This is a genomic window from Actinophytocola algeriensis, from assembly GCF_014203735.1.
Taxonomy (GTDB): domain Bacteria; phylum Actinomycetota; class Actinomycetes; order Mycobacteriales; family Pseudonocardiaceae; genus Actinophytocola; species Actinophytocola algeriensis.
Genome location: NZ_JACHJQ010000008.1, coordinates 354800 through 379688 on the forward strand (window position 1 = coordinate 354800; position 24889 = coordinate 379688).

The 24889-nt window shown below is 71.6% G+C and carries 21 protein-coding genes and 1 pseudogene; 16 read left to right on the plus strand and 6 right to left on the minus strand.

Going from position 1 to position 24889, the window contains the following annotated elements:
• Nucleotides 1–159: 159 nt before the first annotated feature.
• From FHR82_RS35235 to FHR82_RS35245, 3 genes are read left to right on the plus strand one after another with little or no spacing between them, the layout of a single operon-like run.
• On the plus strand, nt 160–1185 hold the full coding sequence (locus tag FHR82_RS35235) for a thiamine pyrophosphate-dependent dehydrogenase E1 component subunit alpha (protein WP_221464672.1): 1026 nt from the start codon (nt 160–162) through the stop codon (nt 1183–1185).
• Nucleotides 1182–2174 carry an alpha-ketoacid dehydrogenase subunit beta gene (locus tag FHR82_RS35240; RefSeq protein ID WP_221464673.1) on the plus strand — a complete coding sequence of 331 codons (993 nt, stop codon included), beginning with the start codon at nt 1182–1184 and terminating at the stop codon, nt 2172–2174. The genes FHR82_RS35235 and FHR82_RS35240 overlap by 4 nt, the downstream gene beginning before the upstream one ends.
• 11 nt (nt 2175–2185) lie before the next feature.
• Nucleotides 2186–2428 carry a biotin/lipoyl-containing protein gene (locus FHR82_RS35245; RefSeq protein WP_184814930.1) on the plus strand — a complete coding sequence of 81 codons (243 nt, stop codon included), beginning with the start codon at nt 2186–2188 and terminating at the stop codon, nt 2426–2428.
• A 447-nt stretch (nt 2429–2875) separates the two neighbouring features.
• Here FHR82_RS35245 and FHR82_RS35250 read toward each other — a convergent pair whose 3' ends face one another.
• The 3 genes from FHR82_RS35250 to FHR82_RS35260 form a co-directional block, all read right to left on the minus strand.
• On the minus strand, nt 2876–3094 hold the full coding sequence (locus FHR82_RS35250; RefSeq protein ID WP_184814931.1) for an SDR family oxidoreductase: 219 nt from the start codon (nt 3092–3094) through the stop codon (nt 2876–2878).
• Between the two features lie 97 nt (nt 3095–3191).
• Nucleotides 3192–3923: an enoyl-CoA hydratase/isomerase family protein gene (locus tag FHR82_RS35255; RefSeq protein ID WP_184814932.1), complete on the minus strand. Its 732-nt coding sequence runs from the start codon at nt 3921–3923 to the stop codon at nt 3192–3194.
• Nucleotides 3924–3949: 26 nt separating this feature from the next.
• Nucleotides 3950–4657: a GntR family transcriptional regulator gene (locus FHR82_RS35260; protein WP_184814933.1), complete on the minus strand. Its 708-nt coding sequence runs from the start codon at nt 4655–4657 to the stop codon at nt 3950–3952.
• 203 nt (nt 4658–4860) lie between these two features.
• Between FHR82_RS35260 and FHR82_RS35265 the strand changes: the two genes are divergently transcribed.
• From FHR82_RS35265 to FHR82_RS47730, 8 genes and pseudogenes are all read left to right on the plus strand, one after another.
• Nucleotides 4861–6048, plus strand: coding sequence for a CaiB/BaiF CoA transferase family protein (locus tag FHR82_RS35265; protein WP_225943851.1), 1188 nt, complete (start codon nt 4861–4863; stop codon nt 6046–6048).
• Between the two features lie 52 nt (nt 6049–6100).
• Nucleotides 6101–6868 (plus strand): ABC transporter ATP-binding protein, encoded by a 768-nt coding sequence (locus tag FHR82_RS35270; protein WP_184814935.1) that lies wholly within the window; start codon nt 6101–6103, stop codon nt 6866–6868.
• Between the two features lie 140 nt (nt 6869–7008).
• Nucleotides 7009–7785, plus strand: a complete 777-nt coding sequence (locus tag FHR82_RS35275) for an ABC transporter ATP-binding protein (RefSeq protein WP_184814936.1) — start codon at nt 7009–7011, stop codon at nt 7783–7785.
• Nucleotides 7786–7822: 37 nt separating this feature from the next.
• Entirely contained in the window at nt 7823–8878 is a 1056-nt protein-coding gene (locus FHR82_RS35280; protein WP_184814937.1) for a branched-chain amino acid ABC transporter permease, read from the plus strand.
• Complete coding sequence (locus FHR82_RS35285) at nt 8878–9996, plus strand: branched-chain amino acid ABC transporter permease (protein ID WP_184814938.1); 1119 nt, start codon at nt 8878–8880, stop codon at nt 9994–9996. Before FHR82_RS35280 ends, FHR82_RS35285 begins: the two co-directional genes overlap by 1 nt.
• A 3-nt stretch (nt 9997–9999) precedes the next feature.
• Nucleotides 10000–11478 (plus strand): ABC transporter substrate-binding protein, encoded by a 1479-nt coding sequence (locus FHR82_RS35290; RefSeq protein ID WP_184814939.1) that lies wholly within the window; start codon nt 10000–10002, stop codon nt 11476–11478.
• A gap of 110 nt (nt 11479–11588) precedes the next feature.
• Nucleotides 11589–11989 (plus strand): annotated as a pseudogene (locus FHR82_RS35295) (amidase family protein); the annotation flags it as partial.
• 64 nt (nt 11990–12053) lie between these two features.
• Complete coding sequence (locus FHR82_RS47730; RefSeq protein ID WP_311771423.1) at nt 12054–12464, plus strand: amidase family protein; 411 nt, start codon at nt 12054–12056, stop codon at nt 12462–12464.
• Here the strand turns inward: FHR82_RS47730 and FHR82_RS35305 are convergent.
• The 3 genes from FHR82_RS35305 to FHR82_RS35315 are packed head-to-tail and all read right to left on the minus strand — an operon-like array spanning nt 12412 to nt 16233.
• Nucleotides 12412–13050 carry an acetoacetate decarboxylase family protein gene (locus FHR82_RS35305; protein WP_184814940.1) on the minus strand — a complete coding sequence of 213 codons (639 nt, stop codon included), beginning with the start codon at nt 13048–13050 and terminating at the stop codon, nt 12412–12414. The two genes, FHR82_RS47730 and FHR82_RS35305, sit on opposite strands and share 53 nt — an antisense overlap.
• Nucleotides 13047–14744 (minus strand): GMC oxidoreductase, encoded by a 1698-nt coding sequence (locus FHR82_RS48105; protein WP_184814941.1) that lies wholly within the window; start codon nt 14742–14744, stop codon nt 13047–13049. Before FHR82_RS48105 ends, FHR82_RS35305 begins: the two co-directional genes overlap by 4 nt.
• A 1-nt stretch (nt 14745) precedes the next feature.
• Complete coding sequence (locus tag FHR82_RS35315) at nt 14746–16233, minus strand: flavin-containing monooxygenase (protein WP_184814942.1); 1488 nt, start codon at nt 16231–16233, stop codon at nt 14746–14748.
• A 64-nt stretch (nt 16234–16297) separates the two neighbouring features.
• On the opposite strand from FHR82_RS35315, the gene FHR82_RS35320 reads away from it, so the two are divergent.
• From FHR82_RS35320 to FHR82_RS35340, 5 genes are all read left to right on the plus strand, one after another.
• A complete protein-coding gene (locus FHR82_RS35320; RefSeq protein ID WP_184814943.1) occupies nt 16298–17335 on the plus strand; it encodes an AraC family transcriptional regulator in 1038 nt (345 codons plus the stop codon).
• A 91-nt stretch (nt 17336–17426) separates the two neighbouring features.
• On the plus strand, nt 17427–19646 hold the full coding sequence (locus tag FHR82_RS35325; RefSeq protein WP_184814944.1) for an RCC1 domain-containing protein: 2220 nt from the start codon (nt 17427–17429) through the stop codon (nt 19644–19646).
• 36 nt (nt 19647–19682) lie between these two features.
• A complete protein-coding gene (locus FHR82_RS47740; protein ID WP_184814945.1) occupies nt 19683–21854 on the plus strand; it encodes a LuxR family transcriptional regulator in 2172 nt (723 codons plus the stop codon).
• A gap of 182 nt (nt 21855–22036) precedes the next feature.
• Entirely contained in the window at nt 22037–22984 is a 948-nt protein-coding gene (locus FHR82_RS35335; RefSeq protein WP_184814946.1) for a hypothetical protein, read from the plus strand.
• Between the two features lie 76 nt (nt 22985–23060).
• Complete coding sequence (locus tag FHR82_RS35340) at nt 23061–24884, plus strand: dynamin family protein (protein WP_184814947.1); 1824 nt, start codon at nt 23061–23063, stop codon at nt 24882–24884.
• Nucleotides 24885–24889 lie beyond the last annotated feature (5 nt).

Below are 24889 nucleotides of genomic sequence, written 5' to 3' on the forward strand. Positions count from 1 at the left end.
ACTCGTGTTGACGATGACGGTAACCCGGTGCGATTCCTACGTCAACGTTTACGTTGACTATTGCCAAAGGTGCAGGTCGGAACCTACATTGACGGCGCGGCAGTGCTTTGAGACCGCACCCGTGCCCGTTTCCGTCGATGACGACAGGGGTCTACGCACATGACCGTCAGCACGGAGCCCACCGCTCTCCCGGCCGAGTTCGCCTGCGCCGGGGGGCGCGAGTTGGCCATGGAGATGATGCGCAGGATGCAGCGCGTGCGCCTGTTCGAGGAAGCCACCAAGGTCCTGTTCCACGCGGGCGAACTGCCCGCCATGGTCCACCTGTCGATCGGGCAGGAGGCGGCCGTCGTCGGCGCGTGCCTCGCGACCGGGACGTCGGACTACATGACCGGCAACCACCGCTCGCACGGGCACCCGATCGCGAAGGGCGCCCGGCTGGACGCCCTCATGGCAGAACTGCTGGGCAAGGCGACCGGGGTGTGCGGCGGCAAGGGCGGCAGCATGCACCTGGCCGACTTCTCGGTCGGCAGCCTCGGCGAGTCCGGCATCGTCGGCTCGGCCATCCCGGTGGCGACGGGCGCCGCCCTCGCCGCGCAGGTGCGCGGGTCCGGGCAGGTGGCGCTGTGCTTCTTCGGCGACGGCGCGGCCAGCGAGGGCGTGCTGCACGAGTCGATGAACATGGCGAGCATCTGGAAGCTGCCGGTCGTCTACTTCTGCGAGAACAACGGCTACGCGGTGAGCGTGACGGCCGAGGAGTCGCTGTCCGTGCCGGACGTGTCGATGCGGGCGGCCGGGTACTCGATGCCCGGGGTCACCGTGGACGGCCAGGACGTGCTGGCCGTGTACCGCGCGACGGCCGAGGCGGTGCGCCGGGCACGGGCCGGGGAGGGGCCGAGCCTGGTGGAGGCGAAGACGTACCGGTTCCACGAGCACGCCTACGGCCTCCAGGTGCCGACGCCCTACCGCGACCAGTCCGTTGTGGACAGCTGGTTCGCGACGGTGGACCCGCTGACGCTCTTCCACGACCGGCTGGTCGCGTGGGACGTGGCCACGTCCCAGGAACTGGACGCACTGCGTGCCGAGGTGCGGTCCGAAGTGGACGCGGCGGTCGAGTTCGCACGGGTGTCCCCGTTCCCACCGCCCGAGGCGGCTTACACCGACGTGTACAAGGAGGTGACCGCGTGACCACGGCTACCCGCGCCAAGCAGCTGGGTTTCCTGCAGGCCATCAACCGCGCGCAGACCGAGGAGATGACCCGGGACGAGCGGGTGATCCTGATGGGTCAGGACCTGCGCGCCAACGTGTTCGGCGCCGCGGCGGGCGCGCTGGAGAAGTTCGGCCCGTCGCGCATCCGCGACCTCCCGCTGGCCGAGGCCGGGTCGATCGGCGTCGCGGCGGGTGCCGCGATGGCGGGCCTGCGCCCGATCATCGACCTGACGGTGGCGAGCTTCGTGTTCGGTGCCATGGACCAGTTCGTGTCACAGCTGGCGAAGGCGCGCTACATGTTCGGCGGGCAGGCGACACTACCAGTGGTGGTGCGCGCGGCGCTGTACTACCACGGCGGCACCGCGGGCCACCACGCCGACCGGCCCTACCCGATGTTCATGAACGTCCCCGGCCTGAAGATCATCCTGCCGTCGACCGCCCCGGACCTGCTCGGCCTGCTGAAGTCCGCGATCCGCGACGACAACCCGGTGCTGTGCTTCGAGGACGCGAACCTGTGGGGCCGCAAGGGTCGCGGCCCGATCCCGGACGCGGACCACATCGTGCCGCTGGGACAGGCGGCGGTGCGCCGGACGGGCACGGACGTGACGATCGTCGGCATCGGACTGGGTGCGTTCCTGGCCGAACAGGCCGCGGCGGAACTGGCGGCGGACGGCATCAGCGCGGAGGTCATCGACCCACGCACCCTCGTGCCGATGGACTGGCCGACGATCTTCGAGTCGGTGACCCGCACCGGCAGGCTGGTGGTGGTGGACCCGGCGAACCGCACGTGCAGCGCCGCGAGCGAGATCGCCGCCCGCGTGGCGGAGGACTGCTTCGACGCGCTGCGCGGCCCCCTGGTCCGCGTGACGACGGACGACACGCACGTGCCGTTCAGCCCGGCGCTGGAGAAGCAGATCTACCCGAGCAAGGACAAGGTCGTCGCGGCCGTGCGCCGCACATTCGTCTGAAGGAGAACACGTTGGCACGGCACGAGGTCAGACTCCCCCAGCTGTCGATGGGCATGAGCGACGCCGAAATCGTCGACTGGTACGTCGAGGACGGCGAGGAGGTCACCGAAGGCGCGGACCTGGTCGAGATCGAGGCCGAGAAGGCCCGGCAGGTGATCACCGCCCCACAGACCGGCGTGGTCCGCGAGCTACAGGGAGACAGCGGTGACGTACTGGAGGTCCGCGACCTCCTGTGCGTCATCGAGACCGGGTGAGCGCCGCCGCGGCCGCCGACGGCGCTCACCCGACGAGGACTGCTCTCCCCACGCGCGTGCCTTTCGCGCCTTGCGGGCCGGCCCGGCCACGTGACCCAACGAGGAGCCATGCGGAAGTCGGCCAGGTCCGGGTAGCTCGCCCGGATCAGGTCGATCTCGTCCATCGCGCAGCCCGGGACCGCGGCGACGCGTTCGTCGGCCGCCACGCCGGGCAGGACCGTGGCGGCTTGCTCGTCGTCCAGGGCCGGGTCGAAGTGGCCTTCCGTCGCTGCCAGTAGCAATCGTGAGATCCGGCCGCCGCCCGCCGAGATCACCTCGCCCGTGACCGTCGACGACGGGTGGGCCAGCGCCAGCACCGCCGCCGACACGAAGGCCGGGTCGAGCTTGTCGTTCAGCCTGCCGTAGACATCCGCCGCCATGCGGGACTGGGCGACCGGCGCGATCGCGTCACCCGTACGTCGGTGAAGTGGTTCGTCCGCGCGATGCCCGCGCGTTGTTGACCAGGACGTCCACCCGGCCATATGCCGACACCGCCATCCACAACGGACTCACCTCCGCCGCCACCGCTTCTCCCCCTGCCGCGCGGACCTCGGACACCACCCGCTCCGCCGGGCTGTCGCCGTTGGCGGCGCCGTCCACGCCGACACCGATGTCGTTCACCACCACCCGGGCACCCGCCGCGCGAAGTCGAGTGCGTACCGCCTGCCGAGGCCGTTGCCCGCGCCGGTCACGATCACGACCTGCCCACTGAAGTCCAGCACGACTACCTCCTCGCGAACTCGGGGCCCGCCAGCGCCTGCTCCTCCAACACCAGCCCGTACCCCAGTGCGTTGCTCGCGGCCGCCTTCAGGTGCCGGTTCAGCACGGACTTCGTGCTCCGCAGGGCGAACGGCGGCAACCCCGCCCACCGCGCGGCCAGCGCGCGGGCCGCCGACAGCGGGTCGTCCACCACCTCGTGCACCAACCCCACGGAGAACGCCTCCTCCGCTGTCAGCACCGACCCGTTCAGCACGAGGTACTTCGCCCGGTTGAGCCCGACCAGCACCGGCCACAGCGCCGCGCTGCCGTTGCCGGCCGTGACGCCACCGAGGACGTGGCGGTCCCCGAGCTGGGCCGACGGCGCCACGAACGCCACGTCCGCGAGCGTCGCCAGGATCGCGCCGAGGCCCAGCGCGTCACCGTTCACCGCCGCGATCACGGGCTTGTCGAGGTCCAGCAGCGTCTCGACGATCAGCGCCGCCTCCTGGATCGGCGTCAGGCCGGTGAGCGTCGTGAAGGTCCGGGCCGGGCTGCTGTCCCCACCCCGGCAGAAGGTGTCACCCGCGCCGGTCAGCACGACGACATCGACCCGCGAATCCCGTTGCAGGTCCGGGAAGATCGTGGTCAGTTCGGAGTGCATCGCGTCGTCGACGGCGTTGCCGTGGGCCGGGCGGTCCAGAGTCAGGGTGGCGACGCCACCGTCCACTTCGGTCCGGATCCTGGTGTAGTCGACCATGATCGCAAATTGTATGCAATCGAGAACTACGCGTCCAGGCTGCGCAGGATCCGGTCGCGGCCCTGCATGATGTGCTCGTGCATCAGCTGCGCGGCGCGCACCGGTTCACCCTTCGCGATCGTGTCGCGGATGAGCTGGTGGAAGAGGTTCGACCGTGCCAGCTCATTGTTCGTGAACTCGTGCAGGGCCTCGAAGACGAGCGGCGCGTCCACCGCGCTGCTGAGCAGGTGCGCGAGCCGGGCGTGCCCGCTCGCGGCGATGATCGCGGCGTGGACGCGGCGGTTGGCCTCCCCGATCAGCCGGGTGCGCTCGAGGTGGTCGAGGTCGCGCCGCCGGATCGCCCTGCCGAAGTCCCGGATGCCGTCGTCGATGGCGGCGATGTCCCCGGCGGCGGCGCGGGAGGCGGCCAGCTCGGCGGCGTAGGACTCCAGCCGGGCGCGCAGTTCGTACAGGTCGAGCACGTCCTGGCGGCCCAGTGACCGCACCACCGCGCCGCGGTTCCGTTCGGTGACCACGAGTCCGTCCGCGGCGAGCATCCGCACCGCCTCGCGCACCGGCGTGCGGGACAGTTTCAGTTCGGCGGCGATCCGCGCCTCGATCAGCCGCTCCCCCGGGCGCAGCCTGCCTTCCACGATCCAGGCGCGGATGGAGCTGTAGGCGAGGACCGGGCCTGCCATGCCCGCGTCCGGCAGGGGCCCGCCGCCGTACGCCGCCGCGACGCCGTTCTCGTTCACCCGAACCCCTTTCCGCCCTGCTCGGACGTGGAGGGTACGCGCCCGGTGACACGGTGTGCCCGGACGTGGACGCGCGCCATCGCCGGTGCCGGTCAGCATACAATCCGGACCTCGCGTCAACAAGAGTGCTGACAAACCCTTGTCTCGATCTCCGGATTGTGTGCAATATGTGTCCACTGTCGAATCAGGAGGGTGGCGCGGCGTTGGGTCCCCTTAGTGGAGTCAGAGTTCTCGAACTGGGCAGCTTCATCGCGGGCCCGTTCGCAGGCCAGTTGCTCGCCGACTACGGCGCGGAGGTCATCAAGATCGAACCGCCCCGTACCGGCGATCCCATGCGGCACTGGGGAATCACGAAGGACGGAGAGTCCCTGTGGTGGCCCGCGATCGCGCGGAACAAGAAGTCGGTGACCGTCGACCTGCGGGGCGACCGGGGGCAGCGGCTGGTGCGTGATCTCGTCGCGAGCTGCGACGTGGTGCTGGAGAACTTCCGGCCGGGCACGATGGCGCGGTGGGGTCTCGACTACGAGAGCCTGCGCGCGGTCAACCCGGGCGTCGTGGTCGTGCACGTCTCCGGATTCGGCCAGACCGGGCCGAATGCGGGACATGCCGGCTTCGGCAGCGTCGCGGAGGCGGTCGGCGGCATCCGGTACACGACCGGGTCGCCGGACGACACGCCGGCGCGCGCGGGCATCAGCCTCGGCGACTCGCTCGCCGCGTTGTTCGCCGTCATCGGCACCCTTTCCGCGCTGCGGGAGCGCGACACCAGCGGCGCGGGCCAGGAGGTCGACGTCGCCATCTACGAGGCGGTGTTCGCGCTCATGGAGTCGATGCTCGCCGACTACCACGTCGGCGGCGTCATCCGGACCCGCAGCGGCAGCGTCCTGCCCGGTGTCGCACCGTCCAATGTGTACCCGACGGCGGACGGCGCGGAGGTCGTCATCGCCGCCAACGCGGACTCGGTGTTCGGCAGGCTCACCGAGGCGATGGGCACACCGGAGCTGGCGACCGACCCGCGCTACGCGACCCACCAGGCCCGCGGTGCGGCGATGGTGGAGCTGGACACGCTCGTCGGGGCGTGGACGAAGTCCTACGACAGCGGTGAGCTGGTCGAGCTGCTCCAGCAGCACGGCGTCCCGGTCGGCATGATCAACACGGCCGCGACGATCCTCACCGACGCGCACTTCGCCGCCCGCGACATGATCCTGTGGCGGCAGGCCATGACCGGCACGGAGCTGCCGATGAACGGCGTGGTCCCCAAGTTCTCCCGCACCCCGGGCGAGATCGAGCGCACCGGCCCGGCACTCGGTGCCGACACCGAGGACGTGCTCACCAGGCTCGCGAACGTCGACGGCACGGAATTCGCCACCCTGCGCGCGGACGGTGTCGTATGAGCGGAGCCAATCATCGAACGCCGTGGCGCCTCGGCGCCTGTGAGGAGGCGGCATGACGAACGACCTCCTGTCACTGGACAACGTCACCGTCCGCTTCGGTGGGGTGGCCGCACTCGACAAGGTCTCCTTCACCGTCCGCGGAGGACAGGTCGCCGCACTCATCGGCCCCAACGGTGCGGGCAAGACCACCGCGTTCAACGCGATCAGCCGTCTCGTGCGGCCCGCGGAAGGGCGCATCCACTTCGACGGCAAGGACCTGCTCCGGCTCGACGCCGCCGCGCTGAGCGGGCTCGGCATCGCTCGCACGTTCCAGAACCTCGCGCTCTGGCCGGGGATGACGGTGCTGGAGAACGTGATGGTCGGCGGGCACGCCCGCGGCCGGGTCGGCTTCGTGACCTCGCTGCTCGGCAGGCCCGCCCGCCGCGAGGACGGCGAGCTGCGGGCCCGCGCGTACGCGATGCTCGACTGGTTCGGCGTCAGCGACGTGGCCCACCGCGAGTGCAAGGGCCTCCCGTTCGGCACGCTCAAACGTGTCGAGCTGGCCCGCGCCCTCATCAGTGACCCCACGCTCCTGCTCCTCGACGAACCAGCGGGCGGTCTCGCGCACGGCGACGTGCGCGAGCTGGGTGAGCTGCTGCTGCGGCTGCGCGACGAACGCGACATGACGCTGCTGCTCGTGGAGCACCACATGCAGTTCGTCATGGGCATCTCCGACTACGTGGTCGCGCTCGACTTCGGCCGCAACCTCGTCGCGGGCACCCCCGCCGAGCTGCGGGACTCCCCCGAGCTGGTCGAGGCCTACCTCGGGACACCGGCATGAGCGAGCTTGCGAGCGAATCAATGAGACAGGGCGAGCTTGCGAGCGAATCAATGAGACAGGGCGAGCTTGCGAGCGAATCAATGAGTCAGGGCGAGCTTGCGAGCGAATCAATGAGTCAGGGCGAGCTTGCGAGCGAATCAATGAGACAGGGCGAACTTCCGGGCGAATCAGTAACACAGCGCGAGCTTCCGGGCGGATCAAGGACACATGGCGCGCTTCTCGAACTCCGCGACGTCCACGCCTACTACGGCGACGTCGAGTGCCTGCACGGGATCGACCTCACCGTCGACCAGGGTGAGGTGGTCGTGGTGCTGGGCGCGAACGGCGCGGGCAAGACCACACTGCTGCGGTCGATCTGCCGGCTGGTGCGCACGAAGGGCGACATCACCTTCGGTGGCAAGCAGATCGGCGGGAAGTCCACCTACGACGTCGTCCGCCGGGGCGTGTCGATGGTCCCCCAGGGCCGCGGCACGCTCGTCGACCTGTCCGTCGACGACAACATCCGCGCGGGCGGCTACATCCGCCGCGACAAGGAGGTCGAGGCGGACGTCCGCTACTGGTACGACGTCTTCCCCCGGCTGGCGGAGCGCAAGTCGACGTCGGGGGGCAGCCTGTCCGGCGGTGAGCAGCAGATGCTCGCGATCGCACGGGCGCTGATGAGCAGGCCCACGCTCCTGCTGCTCGACGAGCCGTCACTCGGGCTCGCGCCGATCGTCGTGCGGCAGCTGTTCGACGTGCTGGCCCGCGTGTGCGCGGAACGCTCGGTCGCCATGGTCGTCGTGGAGCAGAACGCGGCGCTGGCGCTCGACATGGCCCAGCGCGGCTACGTCCTCGAGGCGGGCACGGTCGCGGTCACCGGCGCCGCCGACCGGCTGCGGAACGACGAGTCCGTCCGCCGCGCCTACCTCGGTTACTGACACCAGGACCCCCACCACACCCGAAGGAGGGTGCCAAGTGGCGATCACCACCACCGGCAGGCCGGAGACTCCGACCGGCCGCACACCTCGAGGCGGTGACCTGCTCGCGGCCCGTCGCCGACGTTCCGCCGCGAGGAGCCTCGGCGTGGTCGGCGCGCTCCTCGCGGCGTTCTCCGTGTACGCGGTCATCGACGGCGGCCTCACCCTGTACCTCCAGCGCGTCATCGACGGCGCGACCAACGGGGTGCTGTACGGCATGGTCGCGCTGGCGCTGGTACTGGTGTTCAAGGCGACCGGCGTCATCAACTTCGCGCAGGGCGCCATGGCGATGGTCGGCACGTTCCTCGCGTTCACCGCCTTCGACAAGTGGGGGCTGCCGCTCATCGTCGCGATCATCGTCGGCATGGCGATCTCCGCGGTCGCGGCCGCGGGCATCGAACGCACGCTGATCCGGCCGTTCGACCCGAGCAACCACCTGGCCATCACGATCGTGACGCTCGCGCTGTACCTGGCGTTCAACGCACTGGCCGCGCTGCTCTGGGGCTTCGACCCACGCGGGTTCCCGTCCCTGTTCCCCACCGGCTCCGGCGACTACCTGTCCATCGCGGGCGCCCGGCTGTACTACACGAACCTCGGCACCGCACTGTTCGTCGGGCTCGTCGTGCTGGTCCTGCACCTGGTGCTGTCCCGCGCCCGGCTCGGTCTCGCGTTCCGCTGCGTGGCCACGAACGTGGAGTCCTCGCGGCTGCTCGGCATCCACATCGGACGGACCGTGCAGGGCAGCTGGGCGATCGCGGCCGCGGTCGGCACGCTCGCGGGGTGCCTCGCGGCACCGACCACCTACCTGGACCCGACGTTCATGGACAAGATCCTCGTCTACGCCTTCGCGGCGGCCACCCTCGGTGGGCTCGACAGCATCGCCGGTGCGCTCGTCGGCGGGGTCGTCGTCGGTCTGTCGATCGCGTTGCTGACCGGCTACATCCCCGTGCTGGGCGGGCAGTTCGCGCTCGGCTGCGCGTTCTTCGTGATCATCGCCGTGCTGCAGTTCAAACCCTCCGGCCTGCTCGGCCGCCGCACCCAGGACCGTGTGTGATGGCCAGGTACACGATCGACGAGGGCAGCACCACCCACCGGAGGCTCAGGTGGGGCCTCGGGTCGCTCGCCGCCGCGTTCCTCGTGGTGCTGCCGCTCATGATCCCGTCCGTGGCGCAGATCGAGACGATCACGCAGATCGTCTGCTACAGCGTCGCGATCCTCGGTCTCGGGCTGCTCACGGGCCATTGTGGACAGATCTCGCTCGGGCACAGCGCCTTCGTCGGCGTCGGTGCCTACACCACGATCATCCTGGTCGCCGACCACGGCTGGCCCTACCTCGCCACGATTCCCGTCAGCATCGTGCTGTGCCTCGTGGCCGGTGCGCTCGTCGGCATCCCGGCGCTGCGCATCCGCGGGCTCTACCTCGCGACGGTCACCCTCGCCGTCGCGGCGCTGTTCCCCGTGCTCATCAACCAGTTCCCGAGCTTCACGGGAGGTCCCAACGGCAAGTTCGCCGCCGAGGAGATGACGGCGCCGGACTGGTTCTTCGTCAACCCCTACACCCCGACCGGTCCGCCGACCGACCACTACTACGCCATCCTCGTGGTGGCGGCGCTGATGTTCCTGATCGCGGGCAACATCGTGCGCAGCAGGGTGGGCCGGGCGATGCACGCCGTGCGCGACGCACCGCTGTCGGCCGCCGCAGCGGGCGTCCGGGTCGCGCCGGTGAAGATCTTCGCCTTCGCCGTCAGCGCCGCGTTCGCGGGTGTCGCTGGTTCCCTGCTCGTGATCCAGGTCCCGGCCGTCTCGGACGCGCGGTTCGACCTGTACCTGTCCATCTTCCTGCTCGTCGCGCTGATCGCCGGGGGCAGCGCGTCGATCTGGGGTGCGATCCCGGGCGCCATCGTGTTCGTGGTCCTGCGCACCTACATCGCCGACTGGGCCGAGTCGCTCGACCTGCTCAGCGGCCGACCCGACGGCGGTCAGATCGTCGGCATCATGTCCGGCGCCCTGCTCATCGCCTTCGTGTTCCTGTTGCCGGGCGGGGTGATCGACGGACTCGCGCGGCTGCGCCGCCGGGTCGTCGAGATCGTCCCCCGGCCCCCACGCGACTGGGAGCGGTACCGCAACGCCACGCCGTCCCGGACCGCACAACCGGCTGTGAGAGAGAGCTGAACCATGATCCGATCCACCTGGCAACGGCGCCTGGCGATCCTGGTGGTCGCCGCCGCCACGACCTCGCTGGTGGCGTGCTCGCACGAGGAGGCCAAGCAGGCCGCCGAGGCGCAGAAGTGCGGCCCGTCGACCTCGAAGCCCGCCGACACCACGACACCGGACGACGGCACCGTCCCGGCCCCGAACCCCGACGCGAAGAACTGGGGCCAGTCGGAGGGCTGTGTCTACACCGGACCCGGTGACTTCACGCTCGACCTGAGCGACTGCCCGTCGAGCTGGGACAACAACGCGGGCATCACCGACGACGAGATCCGGCTGTTCACCAGCATGCCGCACTCCGGTGCGCTCGCCGCGTACGGCGCGATCAGCGAGGGCATCAAGACCTACCTCGACTACGTGAACCGCAACGGCGGCGTGCAGGGCAGGAAGGTCACGATCGACGTCAAGGACGACCAGTACCAGCCGGACCAGACGCGCAAGAACGTCGAGGAGGCCGTCCAGTCCGGGGACTACGCGGCGAGCTTCGCGGTGCTGGGTTCGCCGAACAACCTCAACCTGATGGACTACACCGACAAGAACTGCGTCGGCCACTTCATGGTCGCCGCGTCGGACAACGAGTTCGGCGACCCGACAAACCACCCGTGGACCACCGGGTTCGGTCTCGACTACTACAACGAGAGCGGCATCTGGGCATCCTGGATCAAGGAGAAGTTCCCGCAGGGCGCGAAGGTCGCGACGATCTCGATCGGCAACGCGCTCGGGCAGGCCTACATCAACGGGTTCAAGCGGGCCGTGGCACAGACCGACGGCATCGAGATCATCGACGAGCAGACCAACGACGTGACCGCGCCGAACGTGGACAACGAGGTGACGAGCGCGGCCGCGTCGAAGGCGGACGTGGTGGTCGTCGCGGAGGCGGGCACGTTCTGCACGCAGGCGATCGGCGCCATCGAGAAGTCCTCCTGGGACCCGGTCGTGGTGGCGGCGCAGCCGTGCGCGCAGATCCAGACCACCTACGCACCGCTCGGCAAGCAGGGGCTCACCGGCAACGGCACCAACGTCGTCCGCTACTACTACGCGCCGACCGACCCGGACAACGCCAACAAGGAGTTCGCGCAGCTGTACACCGACACGGTGACGGCGGCCGGGCTGGACGCGAAGAACGCGCAGATCGCGAACGGCTGGTTCTGGGCGTGGTACGTCGTGCAGGCGCTGCAGGACGCGTCGGTGATGAAGGGCGGGCTGACCCGCGCCTCGATCAACATCGCGGCGCACTCGTACACGTCGACGTACCCGCTGATGATCGAGGGTGTCGAGGGTTCGGTCAGCGGCACCCAGGACGCCTACCCGTTCGAGGCCGGCGGCATGTACACCTACACCGGCGCGACGCCGAGCACGACCGGGCACTTCGAACCGGCGGGCCCGTTGATCGACAACGGCGGCAAGCTCGGCAACTGGGAGAAGGCCAAGGCAGGCAAGTGAGGCACGCCGAGGCTCGCGAGCTGGCACGGGCGGTCACCGCACGGTCCGTGTCCAGCCGCGAGCTGGTCTCCGCACACCTCGACCGCATCGCCGACTCGGACCTCAACGCGGTGGTCACGCTCGACGCGGACCGGGCGCTGGCCGAGGCGGCGGCCGTGGACGCGGAGACCGCACGGGGTGCCTCGCGGGGGCCGCTGCACGGGGTGCCGGTCACGGTGAAGGACGCGATCGCGACGGCCGGGCTGCGCACCACCGGCGGGTCACCGGAGCTGGCGGACCACGTGCCGTCGCGGGACGCTCCCGCGGTGGCGCGGTTGCGGGCGGCGGGCGCGATCGTGCTAGGGAAGACGACGTGCCGACCTGGTGCGGCGACATCCAGACCTACAACGAGGTGTTCGGCACCACCCGCAACCCGTGGGACGTCACCCGCACACCCGGTGGGTCGTCCGGTGGCAGCGCGGCCGCGGTCGCCGACGGGTTGGCCGCGTTCGACCTCGCGTCCGACATCGCGGGCTCGATCCGCATCCCGGCGCACTTCTGCGGGGTGTACGGGCTGAAGCCGTCGGTCGGGGGTCGTGCCGGACGGCCCGGTGCCGAGGACCTTCCACGTCGCCACCTGGCTCGACGACCCGTCATGCCTGGTGGGCGGCGCGGTCGCCGGGGTGCTGGCGCGGGCGGTGGACGCGCTCGCGTCCTCTGGCATGCGGGTGTCGGCGCCGCCCCCGCCCACCACGTTCGACGAGCTGTGGGCGCTGCACATGACGACGATCGGCTGGTGCGGGCTGTTCAGCGTGCTGGGCCTGCCGTCGATGGTGCTGCCCGCCGGCCTGACCGCAGACGGGTTACCGGTGGGGGTGCAGGTGGTGGCGCCGCACGGGCACGACCACGTGGCGGTCGCGTTCGCCCGTGCGGCGACCACTGCCATCGGCGCGGTCATCGGCGGCGGGGACCGAAACGCAGTCCGAAGTCCACCGCCGCGATCGTGACGAAGGGGCGGTACGGGCGCAACCAGGCCAGCGGCCCGCCGACCCGCCAGTTGCCCCGCGCGAGGTGGACCTTTCCGGCGGCACGCAACGGTGTCCTGGCGAGCGCGGCGTCCAGTGCCTGCCAGATGGTGCCCGGCAACGGGAACGGCAGTCGCAGCCCGGCCCGGCGGCGCGCCACCCGTGCCTCGGCCACCACCTCGCCGTCCACCCTGGCGACGCCGTGGAACGCCGGTTCGTGGGTCATCTCGAAGCGGGCCAGCTCCTTCGGGATGCCCCACAGTTCCCGGCCACCCGCCTTGGACGCGGCGCTGTCCACCCAGATGTCCGTGATGGACAGTCCGGGGATCGCGCCGTGGCGGACCAGCGGTGCCGCCAGGAACTCGTGGTAGGGCAGCAACCCGCCCGGCTGGTAGTCCACGAATCCGGTGGCGACGAGCGACTTGCCGAGCACGGAGACCGGCCGCACCCCGGGCGGCAGGGTCGGGAGTACCCGCGTCGGCACCAGCCACAGCGAGACGTACCCGAGTCCCTTCAGGTCCCACGGCTCCGGCGGGTAGGAGGTCTCCTGGCGACGAGGGGCGTTCATCGGGCACCTTCCCTGGGGATGATCGGCAGCCGCAGCGCGGCGGGCGCCGACTCGGGTACCACCGGGTTCCCCGGTCGCACCGGCGGCAACCGTTCGTAGGCCGCGCCGAGCGGTGGCCGGCCGTCGGCCTCGCCTTTGTTGGGCCACAACGACATCGCGCGTTCTGCCTGCGCGGTGATGGTCAGCGCCGGGTTGACGCCAAGGTTCGCCGAGATCGTCGAACCGTCCACGACGTGCAGGCCCTCGTGCCCGAACAGCCGGTGGTAGGGGTCGACGACCCCGGTCTCCTGCGTCGCGCCGATGGGGCAGCCACCGATGAAGTGCCCGGTGAGCGGGATGTTCGCGAGGTCGGTCCACGCGCCGCCGGGGATGCCGCCGATCTTGTCCGCCATCCGGCGGGCCACGTCGTGCCCGGCGGGGATCCACACCGGGTTCGGCTCGCCGATCCCCTGCCTGGTCGTCATCGTCCGGCGCCCGAACAGGCCACGCTTCGTGTAGGTGGTGAGCGAGTTGTCGAGGTTCTGCATGATCAGCAACCCGATCGAGCGTTCCGACCAGCGCCGAGGCAGGAGCAGCCTGGGCAGGTCGCGGCGGCGGCGCACCATCTCACGCAGGCCGAGCGCCCACCGGCGGCGGCCTGCCTTCGGGTCGGCCAGGACGGTCATGAGCATGCCCATGAGGTTGCTGCCCCGCCCGTAGCGCACGGTCTCGACGTGGGTGTTCGGGTCCGGGTGCATCGACGAGGTGATGGCGATGCCGGCGGAGTGGTCGACGTCGTCGGTGCGGGTCTTGACGCCGAGCACCGCCTCGGAGTTGGTCCGCGCGAGCGTGCCGAGCCGGTCGGAGATGCCGGGCAGGCTGCCGCGGTCCCGCAGCCGGTGCAGGAGTCGCTGGGTGCCGAGGGACGCGGCCGCGAACACGACCTGGTCGGCGGTGAACGTCCGCGCACGTCCGCGGACCTTGGCGCCGGTCCGTCGCGTGTGGACGGTGTAGCCACCGCCGGGCCGCGGCCGCACGTCGGTGGCGGTGGTCAGCGCGTGCACCTCCGCACCGGCCTGTTCTGCCAGGTAGAGGTAGTTCTTGACGAGCGTGTTCTTCGCGCCCTGGCGGCAGCCCGTCATGCACGAGCCGCAGTGCGTGCACCCGGTCCGCTCGGGGCCCGCACCGCCGAAGAACGGGTCGGCCACCCGCTTGCCCGGCCCCGTGCCGAAGTACACGCCGACGTCCGTGGGGTGGAACGTGCCGCCGACGCCGAGGTCACCGGCGACCGCGCCGAGCACCCGGTCCGCCGGGGTGGTCGTGGGGTAGCTGGTCACGCCCAGCATCCGCTTCGCCTGGTCGTAGAACGGGGCCAGCTCGGCACGCCAGTCGGTGATATCCGCCCACTGCGGGTCGCGGTAGAACGGCTCCGGCGGCTCGTACAGCGTGTTCGCGTACACGAGCGACCCGCCGCCGACACCCGCGCCGGACAGCACGAGGACGTCCTTGAGGAGCGTGATCCGCTGGATGCCGTAGCACCCGGCCGCGGGTGCCCACAGGTAGTCGCGCACCCGCCAGCTGGTCTTCGCGAACTCCTCGTCGGCGAAGCGCCTGCCGGCCTCCAGCACCCCGACGCGGTAGCCCTTCTCGGTCAGCCGCAGCGCGGTGACGCTGCCGCCGAACCCGGACCCGATCACCAGCACGTCGTAGTGCATCTCAGGCTCCCTGCCGCAGCCGAGGGCCGACCACCGCGTACTCGGCCGCGTCCACCCGAGCCGTGCGCCTGCGGTACTCGCGGACCAGGCCCGGCCAGTTGGTGGTGACGCGGCCGTTCTCCTCGCGGTACCAGCTCTCGCAGCCGACCCACACGCTGCGGCCAAGGCGATCGCGCATCTCGGTGTCGAACCGGTCGGCCGCCGTGCGCTTGACGTCCACATAGGACCGCGGCCGGGCGGCGACCAGCCGGACGAGGTCGCGGATGTAGCCGAACTGGCCCTCCATCATCGCGATGATCGAGTTGCCGCCGAGGTTGGTGTTGGGGCCGTAGACCAGGAACATGTTCGGGAAGCCGGGCACGGCGATCCCGAGGTGGGCGCGGGCGCCGTCGGCCCACTCGTCGTTCAGGTCGCGGCCGCCGAGCCCGCGGATCGCCATGGGGGCGAGGAAGTCGGTGGCGGTGAAGCCGGTGCCGTAGACGAGCACGTCGGCCTCGTGCACGCGGCCGTCCTCGGTGCGCACCCCGGCCGGGGTGATCTCGGTGATCCGGCCGGTGACGACGTCGACGTTCGGCTGTGTCAGCGCCGGGTACCAGTCGTTGGAGAAGAGGAGCCGCTTGCACCCGATGCGGTAGCCGGGCATGAGCCGGGCGCGCAGCTCCGCGTCGGGGACCTGGACGCGCAGGTGCAAGCGGAAGATCAGGTCGGCCAGCCTGCCGAGCGGCAGCCACGCGGTGAGCGCGGTGGTCAGCAGCTCGCCGATGCCGAAGGTGGCGCCCCGGCCCAGTTGCTGGCTCGCGGGGACCGCGGTGAACATCCGGTGGTGCCACGGCCGATACGCGCGGTCGGGCTTGGGGATCACGTACGGCGCGGACCGCTGGAACACGGTGACCTGTGCCGCCGATGGCTGGATGCGGGGCACGAACTGGATCGCGCTCGCACCGGTGCCGACCACCGCGATCCGCTTGCCGGTGAGGTCGACGTCGTGGTCCCACCGCGCCGAGTGGAACGCGGGCCCCGCGAACGTCGCCGCGCCCGGCAGGTCGGGCACGATCGGGCGCGACAGCTGACCGACCGCCGGGATCAGCACGTCGGCGGTGACGGTCTCGCCGCCCGCGAGGTCGACGTGCCAGACGCCGTCGCCTTCGTCGAACCACGCGCCGGTGACCTCGGTGCCGAACCGCACCTGGTGCAGGACTCCTTCCGCCTCGGCGGTCCGGCGCAGGTAGGCGAGGATGTCGGGCTGCTCGGAGTAGCGGCGCGGCCAGGTCCGGTTGGGTGCGAAGGAGTACGAGTAGAGCGAGGACGGGACGTCGCAGGCCGCACCGGGGTAGGTGTTGTCCCGCCACACGCCGCCGATCCCGTCGGCCTTCTCGAGGATCGTGATGTCGGTGAAGCCGGCCCGCCGCAGCACGCACGCGACACCGATGCCGCCGAACCCGGCACCGATGACGACGACGGACGGTGTCGTTGTGCTGCTCACCTCCATGAAAGTAGGGATCGGTTGGGGGCCCGGCCAGACAACAGCGGCCAGGCGATCCATAATTTCGGCCATGACGCGTTTGGCCGAGTCCGCGGTCCGGCACTGGGACTTCCGTCGCGGGGTCGAGGGCACCAGCGTGCTGGTGCGGTTCGGCACCGACCACGGCGTCCCGCGCCGGACCCTGCTGGCCGGGTCCGGGCTCACCGCGGCCCAGCTGGCGGACCCGTCGCTGGAGGTCGAGGCGCGGCAGGAGCTGCGGGTGGTCCGCAACCTGGCGGCCGCGCTCCCGGACGCGGGGGTGGCGGCGGGCCGCGAGTACCACGCGACGACGTTCGGGATCCTGGGCTTCGCGTTCCTGTCCAGCCCGACCATGGGGGCCGCGGTCGCGGTCGCCCTGCGCTACTACGACCTCAGCTTCGCGTTCAGCATCCCGGACGTGACCGTGGCCGACGGGCAGGTGCGCCTGGTGCTCGACGACCGGCTCCTCCCGGCCGACGTGGCCCGCTTCCTCGTCGAACGCGACCTGGCCGCGATCCACACGGTGATCGACGAACTGCTGCCGGCCGGGGTCCCGCTGACCGGCCTCGAGTTCCGCTTCGCCGAGCCCGAGGTGTCCGACCAGTACGAGGCCACCTTCGGCCTCCGGCCGCGGTTCGGCTGCCCGGCGAACGTGGCGACCTTCGACGCGTCGTACCTCACCGAGCCACTGCCACTGGCGAACGCCCACACGGTGGCGATGTGCGAGGCGCAGTGCCGGGACATCGTGGCCCGCCGCAGGGCCCGCTCCGGGACGGCGCACGAGGTCCGTGAGCTGCTGACCAGGCTGGGCGCCCTCGGTTCGCCGATGCCCGAGGTCGCGCGGGAGCTGAACCTGAGCACCCGCACGCTCCGGCGCCGCCTGGAGGAGGAGGGCACCAGCTTCCGGGCCCTGCTCGACGAGGTGCGGGAGGCACTCGCGGAGGAACTCCTCACGAAGGGCGCGGTTCCGGTCGAGGACGTGGCGGTCCGCCTCGGCTACGCGGAGGCGTCGAGCTTCATCCACGCGTTCAAGCGCTGGAAGGGCGTCACCCCGATCGCGTACGTACGGCAGCGGCCGGGTGCCCGATAGCGAAGCTGCGGGGAAGTTGCCGGTCCACTGTGGCCATCCGTGGGTGAGGATTGTGGTGTCACGTCACGATAATTCCTGGGGGGCTCCCACGATGCGACGCATCGGAAGTTCCGCGCTGGCCTTCGGGCTGGCGTTGTCCGTGCTCACGGTCGCGCCCGCGGCAGCGGCGCCGAGACCGGCGGAGAGACAGGCAGCCGCCGCGGCGAGCGGGTTCACCCCCGTGTCGCCGAAGCGGGTGCTCGACACGCGGATCGGGGGTGGGCCGGTCGGTCCGGCGGGCACCGTCACCATCGACCTGTCGGCGGCCGTGCCCGCGTCGGTCACCGCGGTGGCCCTGAACGTCACCGGCACCGGGCCGACGACCGCCACGTTCGTCACCGCCTACCCGGCCGGGACCGCACGGCCCACCGCGTCGAACCTCAACCTGGTGACCGGGGAGACCCGGGCCAACCTGGCGACGGTCGCGGTCGGCGCGGACCGGAAAGTGGTGCTGTACAACAACACCGGCTCGGTCCACCTGCTCGCCGACCTCACCGGGTACTACGCCGCCGACGCACCGGGCCGGTTCTCGGCGGCGAGCCCGAACCGGGTGATGGACACCAGGACCCAGGTCGAGTTCCGGCCGCCGGGGCCGTTCGGGCCGGACACGGTGGAGACGCTCGACCTGTCGGGCAAGGTGCCGGCGTCGGCGACCGCCGTGACGTTCACGCTCACCGGGACCGCGGCCACGACGAGCACGTTCGTCACGGCCTGGCCTTCTGGCACCCCGCGGCCCACGGCGTCGAACCTCAACCTGGCGGCCGGGGCCACCACGCCGAACCAGGTCGTGGTCGCGCTCGGCGCGGACCGGAAGGTCGACCTGTACAACAAGAACGGCGACACGCACCTGATCATCGACCTCGCCGGGTTCTACACGCCGGACTACGGCGCGCTGTTCACGCCGGTGCCGCCCAAGCGCGTGCTCGACACCCGCCGCAGCGGGCCGGTCGGCGCGGGGGGTTCGCTGGACGTCGGTATCGGGCCGCTGCCCGCGCTCACCACCGGTGTGGTGCTGAACCTGACCGGCACCCAGCCCACCGCGGGCACGTACCTCACGGCGTGGCCGCCGCCGGAGCCGCGACCGACCGCGTCCAACCTGAACCTGACCCGTGGGCAGACGGCCGCGAGCCTGGTCACGGTGGGCATGGGCGACAAGTCGGTGCGGCTGTTCAACAACGCGGGCACCGTCCACCTGATCGCCGACATGGCGGGCTACTTCTCCCTGCCGCCGTTCTCCTGCACCGACGGCTGCGTGTACGCGTGGGGCGACAACGGGTGGGGCGTGCTCGGCACCGGCTCCCCCAACGCGACCGCCGCCGTGCCCGCCCTGGTGTACGGGCTCTCCGACGTGGTCGCCGTGTCGGACGGGACCGCGCTGAAGGCGGACGGCACCGTGTGGGCGTGGGGCCACAACTACGCCGGCCAGCTCGGCAACGGCTGGTCCGGGTACGGCGCCAAGTCCGTGTTCCCGGTGCCCGTGCTCGGGCTGGCCGACGTGGTCGCGATCGACGGCACCCTGGCGCTGAAGAGCGACGGCACGGTGTGGGCGTGGGGTGACACGCCCGGCGGCGGGTACGACGTGCCCGCCCAGGTGCCGGGACTGACCGGGGTCACGGCGGTCGCGAGTGCGCCGGGCTCCGGGTACGCGCTGAAGGGCGACGGCACCCTGTGGACGGTCGGCACCGAGCCGGCCCAGGTGCCGGGGCTGACCGACGTCCGGCAGGTCGAGGTCGGCCTCTACAACGTCTACGCGCTCACCGGCGACGGCACGATGTGGGCCTGGGGCGACAACCGGCAGGGCCAGACGGGCAACGGCACGGTCGGCGGTGTGGACTGCATCGACCTCCCGGACGCCGAGAACTGCTGGTTCGACGAACCGGCGCCGGTGACCGGCCTGAGCGACGTCACGTCGATCGGCGCCGACTCCGGCCACGGGTTCGCCGTGACGGCCGACGGCAGGGCGTGGGCATGGGGCAGCAACTACCGCGGCGGCCTCGGCAGAGGACTCGACTGCAACGCCTGTGCCTCCGGTACCCCGATGCCGGTCGCGCTGACGAACGCGCGGACGATCACCGGCTTCCAGGACGGTGGCTACGCAGTGGACGCGGACGGCCAGGTCTGGGCCTGGGGCAACAACGAGAAGCACGCCCTCGGCCAGACCGGCGGCACGCAGCCCGGTGAGTACTCGACCGTTCCGGTGCGGTTGGCCGCACCGACGGGCGTCACCGCGGTGGCGGGCGGGTTCAACTCCGGTTTCGCACTGGTTCCGTAGTCCACGGCACGGTCACCCGCGAGTAGCGTCTCGCGGGTGACCGTGGTCGTGGGTGTGGACGGCGCGGGGCGAACCCATCGCCTGCGCCGGATCCTGGCCGCCACACCGTCGAGCCGGTGGTTCACCGGCGTCGACGACCTGGCCGCCGCCGACGGCCTGGTGGTGGTCGACGACGCCCACCGCCTCGACCCGGCCGCACTGCGTGCGCTGACCGTGGCCGCACGCGCGGGGACGAAGCTGGCGATCGCCCGGCGCCCCACGATCACGAGCCGCGCACTGGCCGAACTGGACGAACTGGCCGCGGCGGACGGCGTCGAGGTACTGGCCCCGCTCGACCGGGACGGCGTGGCCGCGCTGCTGGCTGAGGTCACGGGACGCCCGGTGTCGCCGGACGTGGCCGTCCGGGCACACGAGGCGTCGGCGGGGATGCCGGTGGTGGTGGCGCTGTCGCGGGACCGGGGCGCACTGGTCGCCAGGATGCAGCGGTGCCTGGCGGTACTGCCCGAGGAGGCCGCGGCGGTGGCCCGGCTACTGGCACTGCGCCTCGACCTGCCCGACGACGTCCTCGGTGGCGCCGCGACCATGCGCACCCTCAAGGAAGCGGGCCTGCTCGAACCGGGTGGCGAGCGGATGATCCCGGCGCTCGCGGACGTGGTGCTGGATGAGCTGTCGCCGCCGGAACGGCGCTCCCTGCACGACACCGCCGCCCGCGCCATGCTCGCCACCGGCGCCGACCCGGTCGCGACCGCCACCCAGCTGCGCGCGGCCCGCATCCGGACCCCGGCCGCGGCGCAGGTATACCTGCGGGCGGGCGAACAGACCCGCTTCACCGACCCGACCGCCGCACTGTCGTGGTTCGACGACGCCACCGACGCGGGCGCCGACCCCACCGCGGTGGCCCCGGGCAGAGCCGAGGCCGCCACACTGCTCGGCCTGACCACCGACGTCGAACCGGGTGCGGGACGGCTCGCGCTGGTCGCCGGTGCGGCCGCGGCCCACGACGGCCGCACGGCCCGCGCCGCGGACGCACTCCTCACCGCTCCCCCGCCTGGCCTGCTCCTGGCCGTCCCGTTGCTGGCGGCGACGGGGAGGCTGGGCGAAGCCCGCGACCACCGGCCCGGGGACGGCACCGGTCCGCTGGCCAGGTTCGCGGCCGCCGCCGTCGTGGCCGCCGAGGACCCGGAGGCGGCGGTGCCGCTTCTCATCGAGGCGGCCGAGGACGTCGAGCGGGCCACCCCCACCGCCGTCCTGCCCGACACGCCGCACGCCATCGGGGCGGTCGTCGCCGTCGCCGTCGGGGACCTCGCCACCGCCGAACACCTCCTCACCCGCGCGCTCACCGCCGGGATCGGTGGCCCGGCAGGCGCGGAGCGGCACCGGCTACTCCTCGCCTGGGCACGCATGCGGGCGGGCCGCTACGACACCGCGCTCGCCGAGCTGCGCCGGGACATCGAGCTACCCGGCCGCGAACGGCTCCTCCGCGCCGCCATCAGCGCGGGCATCGCCCGCAGGCGGGGTGACATCGCCGGGCTGCACGCCGTCTGGGACGCCGTCGAACCCGTGCTCGCGCGCCGGGCCGTCGACCTCTGGCAGCTCGAAGCCGTCGAGGAGCTGCTCGTCGCCGCCGCCCGGCTGCGGCACCGGCGCCGCGTCGAACCGGTCCTCGCCGCGCTCGACGGGATCGTCCCGCCCGCGTGGCGCCCCGCGCTCGGCTGGCTGCGCGTGCAGGTCGCGGTCGCCGACAACGACCCGGACACCGTTGCCGCGCAACAGCTCCCCGGCACGCTCGGGGAGGCGGCGGCATTGTGGGCGACCGTCCTGCGCGGGGAGACGGCCGACCCGGACACCGTCCACGACCTCACCGAACGCCTCGCGGACCGGCAGCTGCCGTGGGAGGCGTCGCGGCTCGCGGGTCAGGCCGCCATCACCACCACCGACCCGGCCGCCGCGCGCAGGCTCCTCGAACGCGCGCGGGAACTGTCCGATCCCGACAAGGCGGCGAGCCCGGACACGGCCGGCCTGTCCGAACGGGAGCTCGAGGTCGCCCGGATGGTCCTCGCGGGCAGCACGCACCGGGAGATCGGCGCACAGCTCTACATCTCGCCCAAGACCGTCGAGCACCACGTCGCCCGCATCCGCGGCAAGCTCGGCGCGACCTCACGGGCGGAACTGCTGGCCATGCTCCGGGAGATCGTGCCCGTGCGGTGACCGCCCGGGTGCGGACAGGGACATTCGGCGTTCCCCGACACGTCCGGCCCGCCGCACCGATCTACCCCCTAGCGGCCCCCAGCGGTGACGGGGGTCTCCCCGATGTCCGCACGGGGTCTCCCGCCGCACTCTGGTGTCACGCCCGAAACGCCAGGGGCCGCAGCCCGAGCCAGGAGGTAGCAATGACCGTCAACGTGACCGACTCCCTCAAGGACTTCATCCGCAACATCATGTCCGACCGGCAGTTCGCCGGGAACTACGCGGAGGACCCGCAGGGGATGCTCGCCGCGCAGGGCGTGACCGACCACGATCTGTCCGCGGTGGACGTGCAGGCCGCCGTCCGCGAGGTGTGCGCCGACCCGTCGGTGCCCGCCGAGGCCCGCACCGCCGTGCAGAACAGCGGCCCGCCACCGTCGTCCGGTGGCGCCTCGCACTCGGTGGACAGCGTGGTCCAGCACCTGAACCACATCACCTACGCCACCTACGAGGGCGACGACTACATCACCAACCTCATCGACCAGTCCGTCGACAACAGCGTGGACATCAGCGGTCCCGTGTTCGGCGACGTCAACGCGGTCACCGGCGAGCAGGGCCAGATCATCGACGGCCCGAACTTCGGCCAGGCCAACACCGGCGACGGCGCCGTCCAGGCAGGCGACGACGCGTCCGGCGTGAACACCGGGGTCAACACCGGCATCAACGCGGGTGGCGACGTCGAGAACGCGGTCGTCGGCGACGGCAACCAGTCCGCGCAGGTCAGCGGCGACGCCGACGGCACGGTGTTCAACTTCGGCGGCGGCGACGTCAACAACCTCGGCAACGCCGACATCGACGACTCGTCCCTGTCCTTCGGCGACGGCGATGCCACCACCATCTCCGACGTCACCGTCGACGACGGGTCGGCGATCGCGGTCGGCGGCAACGCCAGCGGCTCGAACGTCGAGGACAACGACACCACGGTCGTGACCACGGTCGAGGACAACGACACCACGAGCAACGACACCACGATCAACGACAACGACGTCTCGCTGCAGGACAACGACACGACCGTCACCGCGGTGCAGGACAACGACGTCGTGCAGGACAACGACACCGCTGTCGCGGGCGACGACCAGCTGGCCGTCCAGTAACACCGGAAGACAGCAGGCCGGTTCGGGTCCACGGGCCCGCGCCGGCCGCTGCCCTGCCCTCCTCTCGGGAGTCACGATGACCAAGGCAGCAGCGTCCACCGCACCGGCCGTGCCCACCGGGGGCCCGGCGGCCCGCGCGGGCGACCTCGTGGACCTCGGGCTGCGCGCCTGCGAGGCGTTCGGCAGACCGGACCTCGCCGGGCGGCTCGCCGGGATGAAGGCCCGGCTGGCCGACCCGGTGTCGCACATCGTCGTCGCCGGAGAGTTCAAGCAGGGCAAGAGTTCCCTCGTCAACGCGCTCGTCGGGGCGCCGGTGTGCCCGGTCGACGACGACGCGGCGACCGCGGTGCCGACGTACGTGCGGCACGGCGACGAGGCGAGCGCCGAGCTGGTCTGGCAGGGCGACGAGCAGCGGCGTGAAGCCATCGCGCTGGCCGACGTGCGGCAGCACGTGGTCGAGAACGGGACCGAGGGCGAACGGGTCGCCGGCGTGGAGGTCCGCATCCCGCGCGCGATCCTCGCGGGCGGGATGGTCCTCGTCGACACCCCCGGTGTCGGCGGTCTCGGGTCTGCGCACGCCGCCGCGAGCCTCGCCGCGATCTCGCTGGCCGACGCCGTCCTGTTCGTCACGAGCGCCGCGCAGGAGCTGACCCGCAGCGAGATCGACTTCCTCCGCCGCGCCCGCGCCCTGTGCCCGACGGTCGCGTGTGTGCTCACCAAGACCGACTTCTACCCGGCGTGGCGGCGCATCCGCGAGCTGGACGAGGCACACCTGGCCGCCGAGCCGGGGCCCGCGGTCCCGCTGCTCGCGGTGTCCTCGTCGCTGCGTGCCCGCGCGGTGAAGAACAGCGACGCGGGGCTGAACGCCGAGTCCGGGTACCCCGGGCTGATCGAGTTCGTGCGCGACCTCGTCGGCGGCTCCGCGGAGCAGCGGCTCGCGAACGAGGCCGCCGCCGAGGTGGTGTCGCTGTGCGACCAGCTCGGGGCGTCGTTCGCCGCCGAGCGGGAGGCGCTCGCCGACCCGGTCTCGGCGCAACGGGTGGTCGACGAGCTGACCGCGGTGAAGTCCCGCGTCGAGCAGCTCAAGACCGCGGCCGCGAGGTGGAACCAGACGCTGACCGACGGCATCGCCGACCTCACCTCGGACATCGACCACGATCTGCGGTCCCGCATCCGCGCGGTCACCGCGGAGGCCGACGAGGCGCTCGAGAAGAGCGACCCGGCGGACACGTGGCAGGAGATGGGTTCCTGGCTGCAGGCCAAGACCGCGGCGGAACTGCTCACGAACTACGAGCTGCTGCGCGACCGCGCGACCGACCTGTCCGAGCGGGTCGGCGAGCACTTCCGCGCGGCGTCCGGGGTGCTGCTGCGCACGCCCACCGTGCACGACCCGACACCGCTCGCCGCCGGCGAGGTCGACCAGGACCTCGACCTGAAGAAGATGCGCGTGGTCAAGCAGGCGATGGTCGCCATCAAGGGCGCGTACGGCAGCGCGGTCATGTTCTCCCTTCTGGGCAGCATGGTCGGCATCGTCCTCGGTCCGATCGGCGTCGGGATCGGCCTCGTGCTCGGGCATCGTGGCCTGCGCGAGGAGAAGAAGCGACAGGTCCAGAAGAGACGGACGGAGGCCCGCAACGCCGTGCGCCGGTACTGCGACAAGGTCACGTTCGTCGCCGCCAAGGACTCCCGCGACACGCTGCGCCGCGTGCAACGCGAGCTGCGCGACCACTACACGTCCCTGGCCGAGGAGCTGAACAAGTCCAACGCGGCCGCGCTCACCGCCGCGACCGAGGCCGCGAACCGGTCGCAGACCGACCGCGTCAAGCGCCTCAAGGACGTCGACGCCGAACTGGAGCGGCTCCGCAAGCTCCGCGCGCGTGCCGAGGCGGTCGCACGATGAGCGGC

What these genes read in the sequence shown, in the direction of transcription:
- FHR82_RS35235 (WP_221464672.1), top strand. Translation starts at nt 160, where the DNA reads ATGACCGTCAGCACGGAGCCCACCGCTCTCCCGGCCGAGTTCGCCTGC.
- FHR82_RS35255 (WP_184814932.1), bottom strand. Translation starts at nt 3,923, where the DNA reads ATGGTCGACTACACCAGGATCCGGACCGAAGTGGACGGTGGCGTCGCC.
- FHR82_RS35270 (WP_184814935.1), top strand. Translation starts at nt 6,101, where the DNA reads ATGACGAACGACCTCCTGTCACTGGACAACGTCACCGTCCGCTTCGGT.
- FHR82_RS35275 (WP_184814936.1), top strand. Translation starts at nt 7,009, where the DNA reads ATGAGACAGGGCGAACTTCCGGGCGAATCAGTAACACAGCGCGAGCTT.
- FHR82_RS35285 (WP_184814938.1), top strand. Translation starts at nt 8,878, where the DNA reads ATGGCCAGGTACACGATCGACGAGGGCAGCACCACCCACCGGAGGCTC.
- FHR82_RS35290 (WP_184814939.1), top strand. Translation starts at nt 10,000, where the DNA reads ATGATCCGATCCACCTGGCAACGGCGCCTGGCGATCCTGGTGGTCGCC.
- FHR82_RS35305 (WP_184814940.1), bottom strand. Translation starts at nt 13,050, where the DNA reads ATGAACGCCCCTCGTCGCCAGGAGACCTCCTACCCGCCGGAGCCGTGG.
- FHR82_RS48105 (WP_184814941.1), bottom strand. Translation starts at nt 14,744, where the DNA reads ATGCACTACGACGTGCTGGTGATCGGGTCCGGGTTCGGCGGCAGCGTC.
- FHR82_RS35315 (WP_184814942.1), bottom strand. Translation starts at nt 16,233, where the DNA reads ATGGAGGTGAGCAGCACAACGACACCGTCCGTCGTCGTCATCGGTGCC.
- FHR82_RS35320 (WP_184814943.1), top strand. Translation starts at nt 16,298, where the DNA reads ATGACGCGTTTGGCCGAGTCCGCGGTCCGGCACTGGGACTTCCGTCGC.
- FHR82_RS35325 (WP_184814944.1), top strand. Translation starts at nt 17,427, where the DNA reads ATGCGACGCATCGGAAGTTCCGCGCTGGCCTTCGGGCTGGCGTTGTCC.
- FHR82_RS35335 (WP_184814946.1), top strand. Translation starts at nt 22,037, where the DNA reads ATGACCGTCAACGTGACCGACTCCCTCAAGGACTTCATCCGCAACATC.
- FHR82_RS35340 (WP_184814947.1), top strand. Translation starts at nt 23,061, where the DNA reads ATGACCAAGGCAGCAGCGTCCACCGCACCGGCCGTGCCCACCGGGGGC.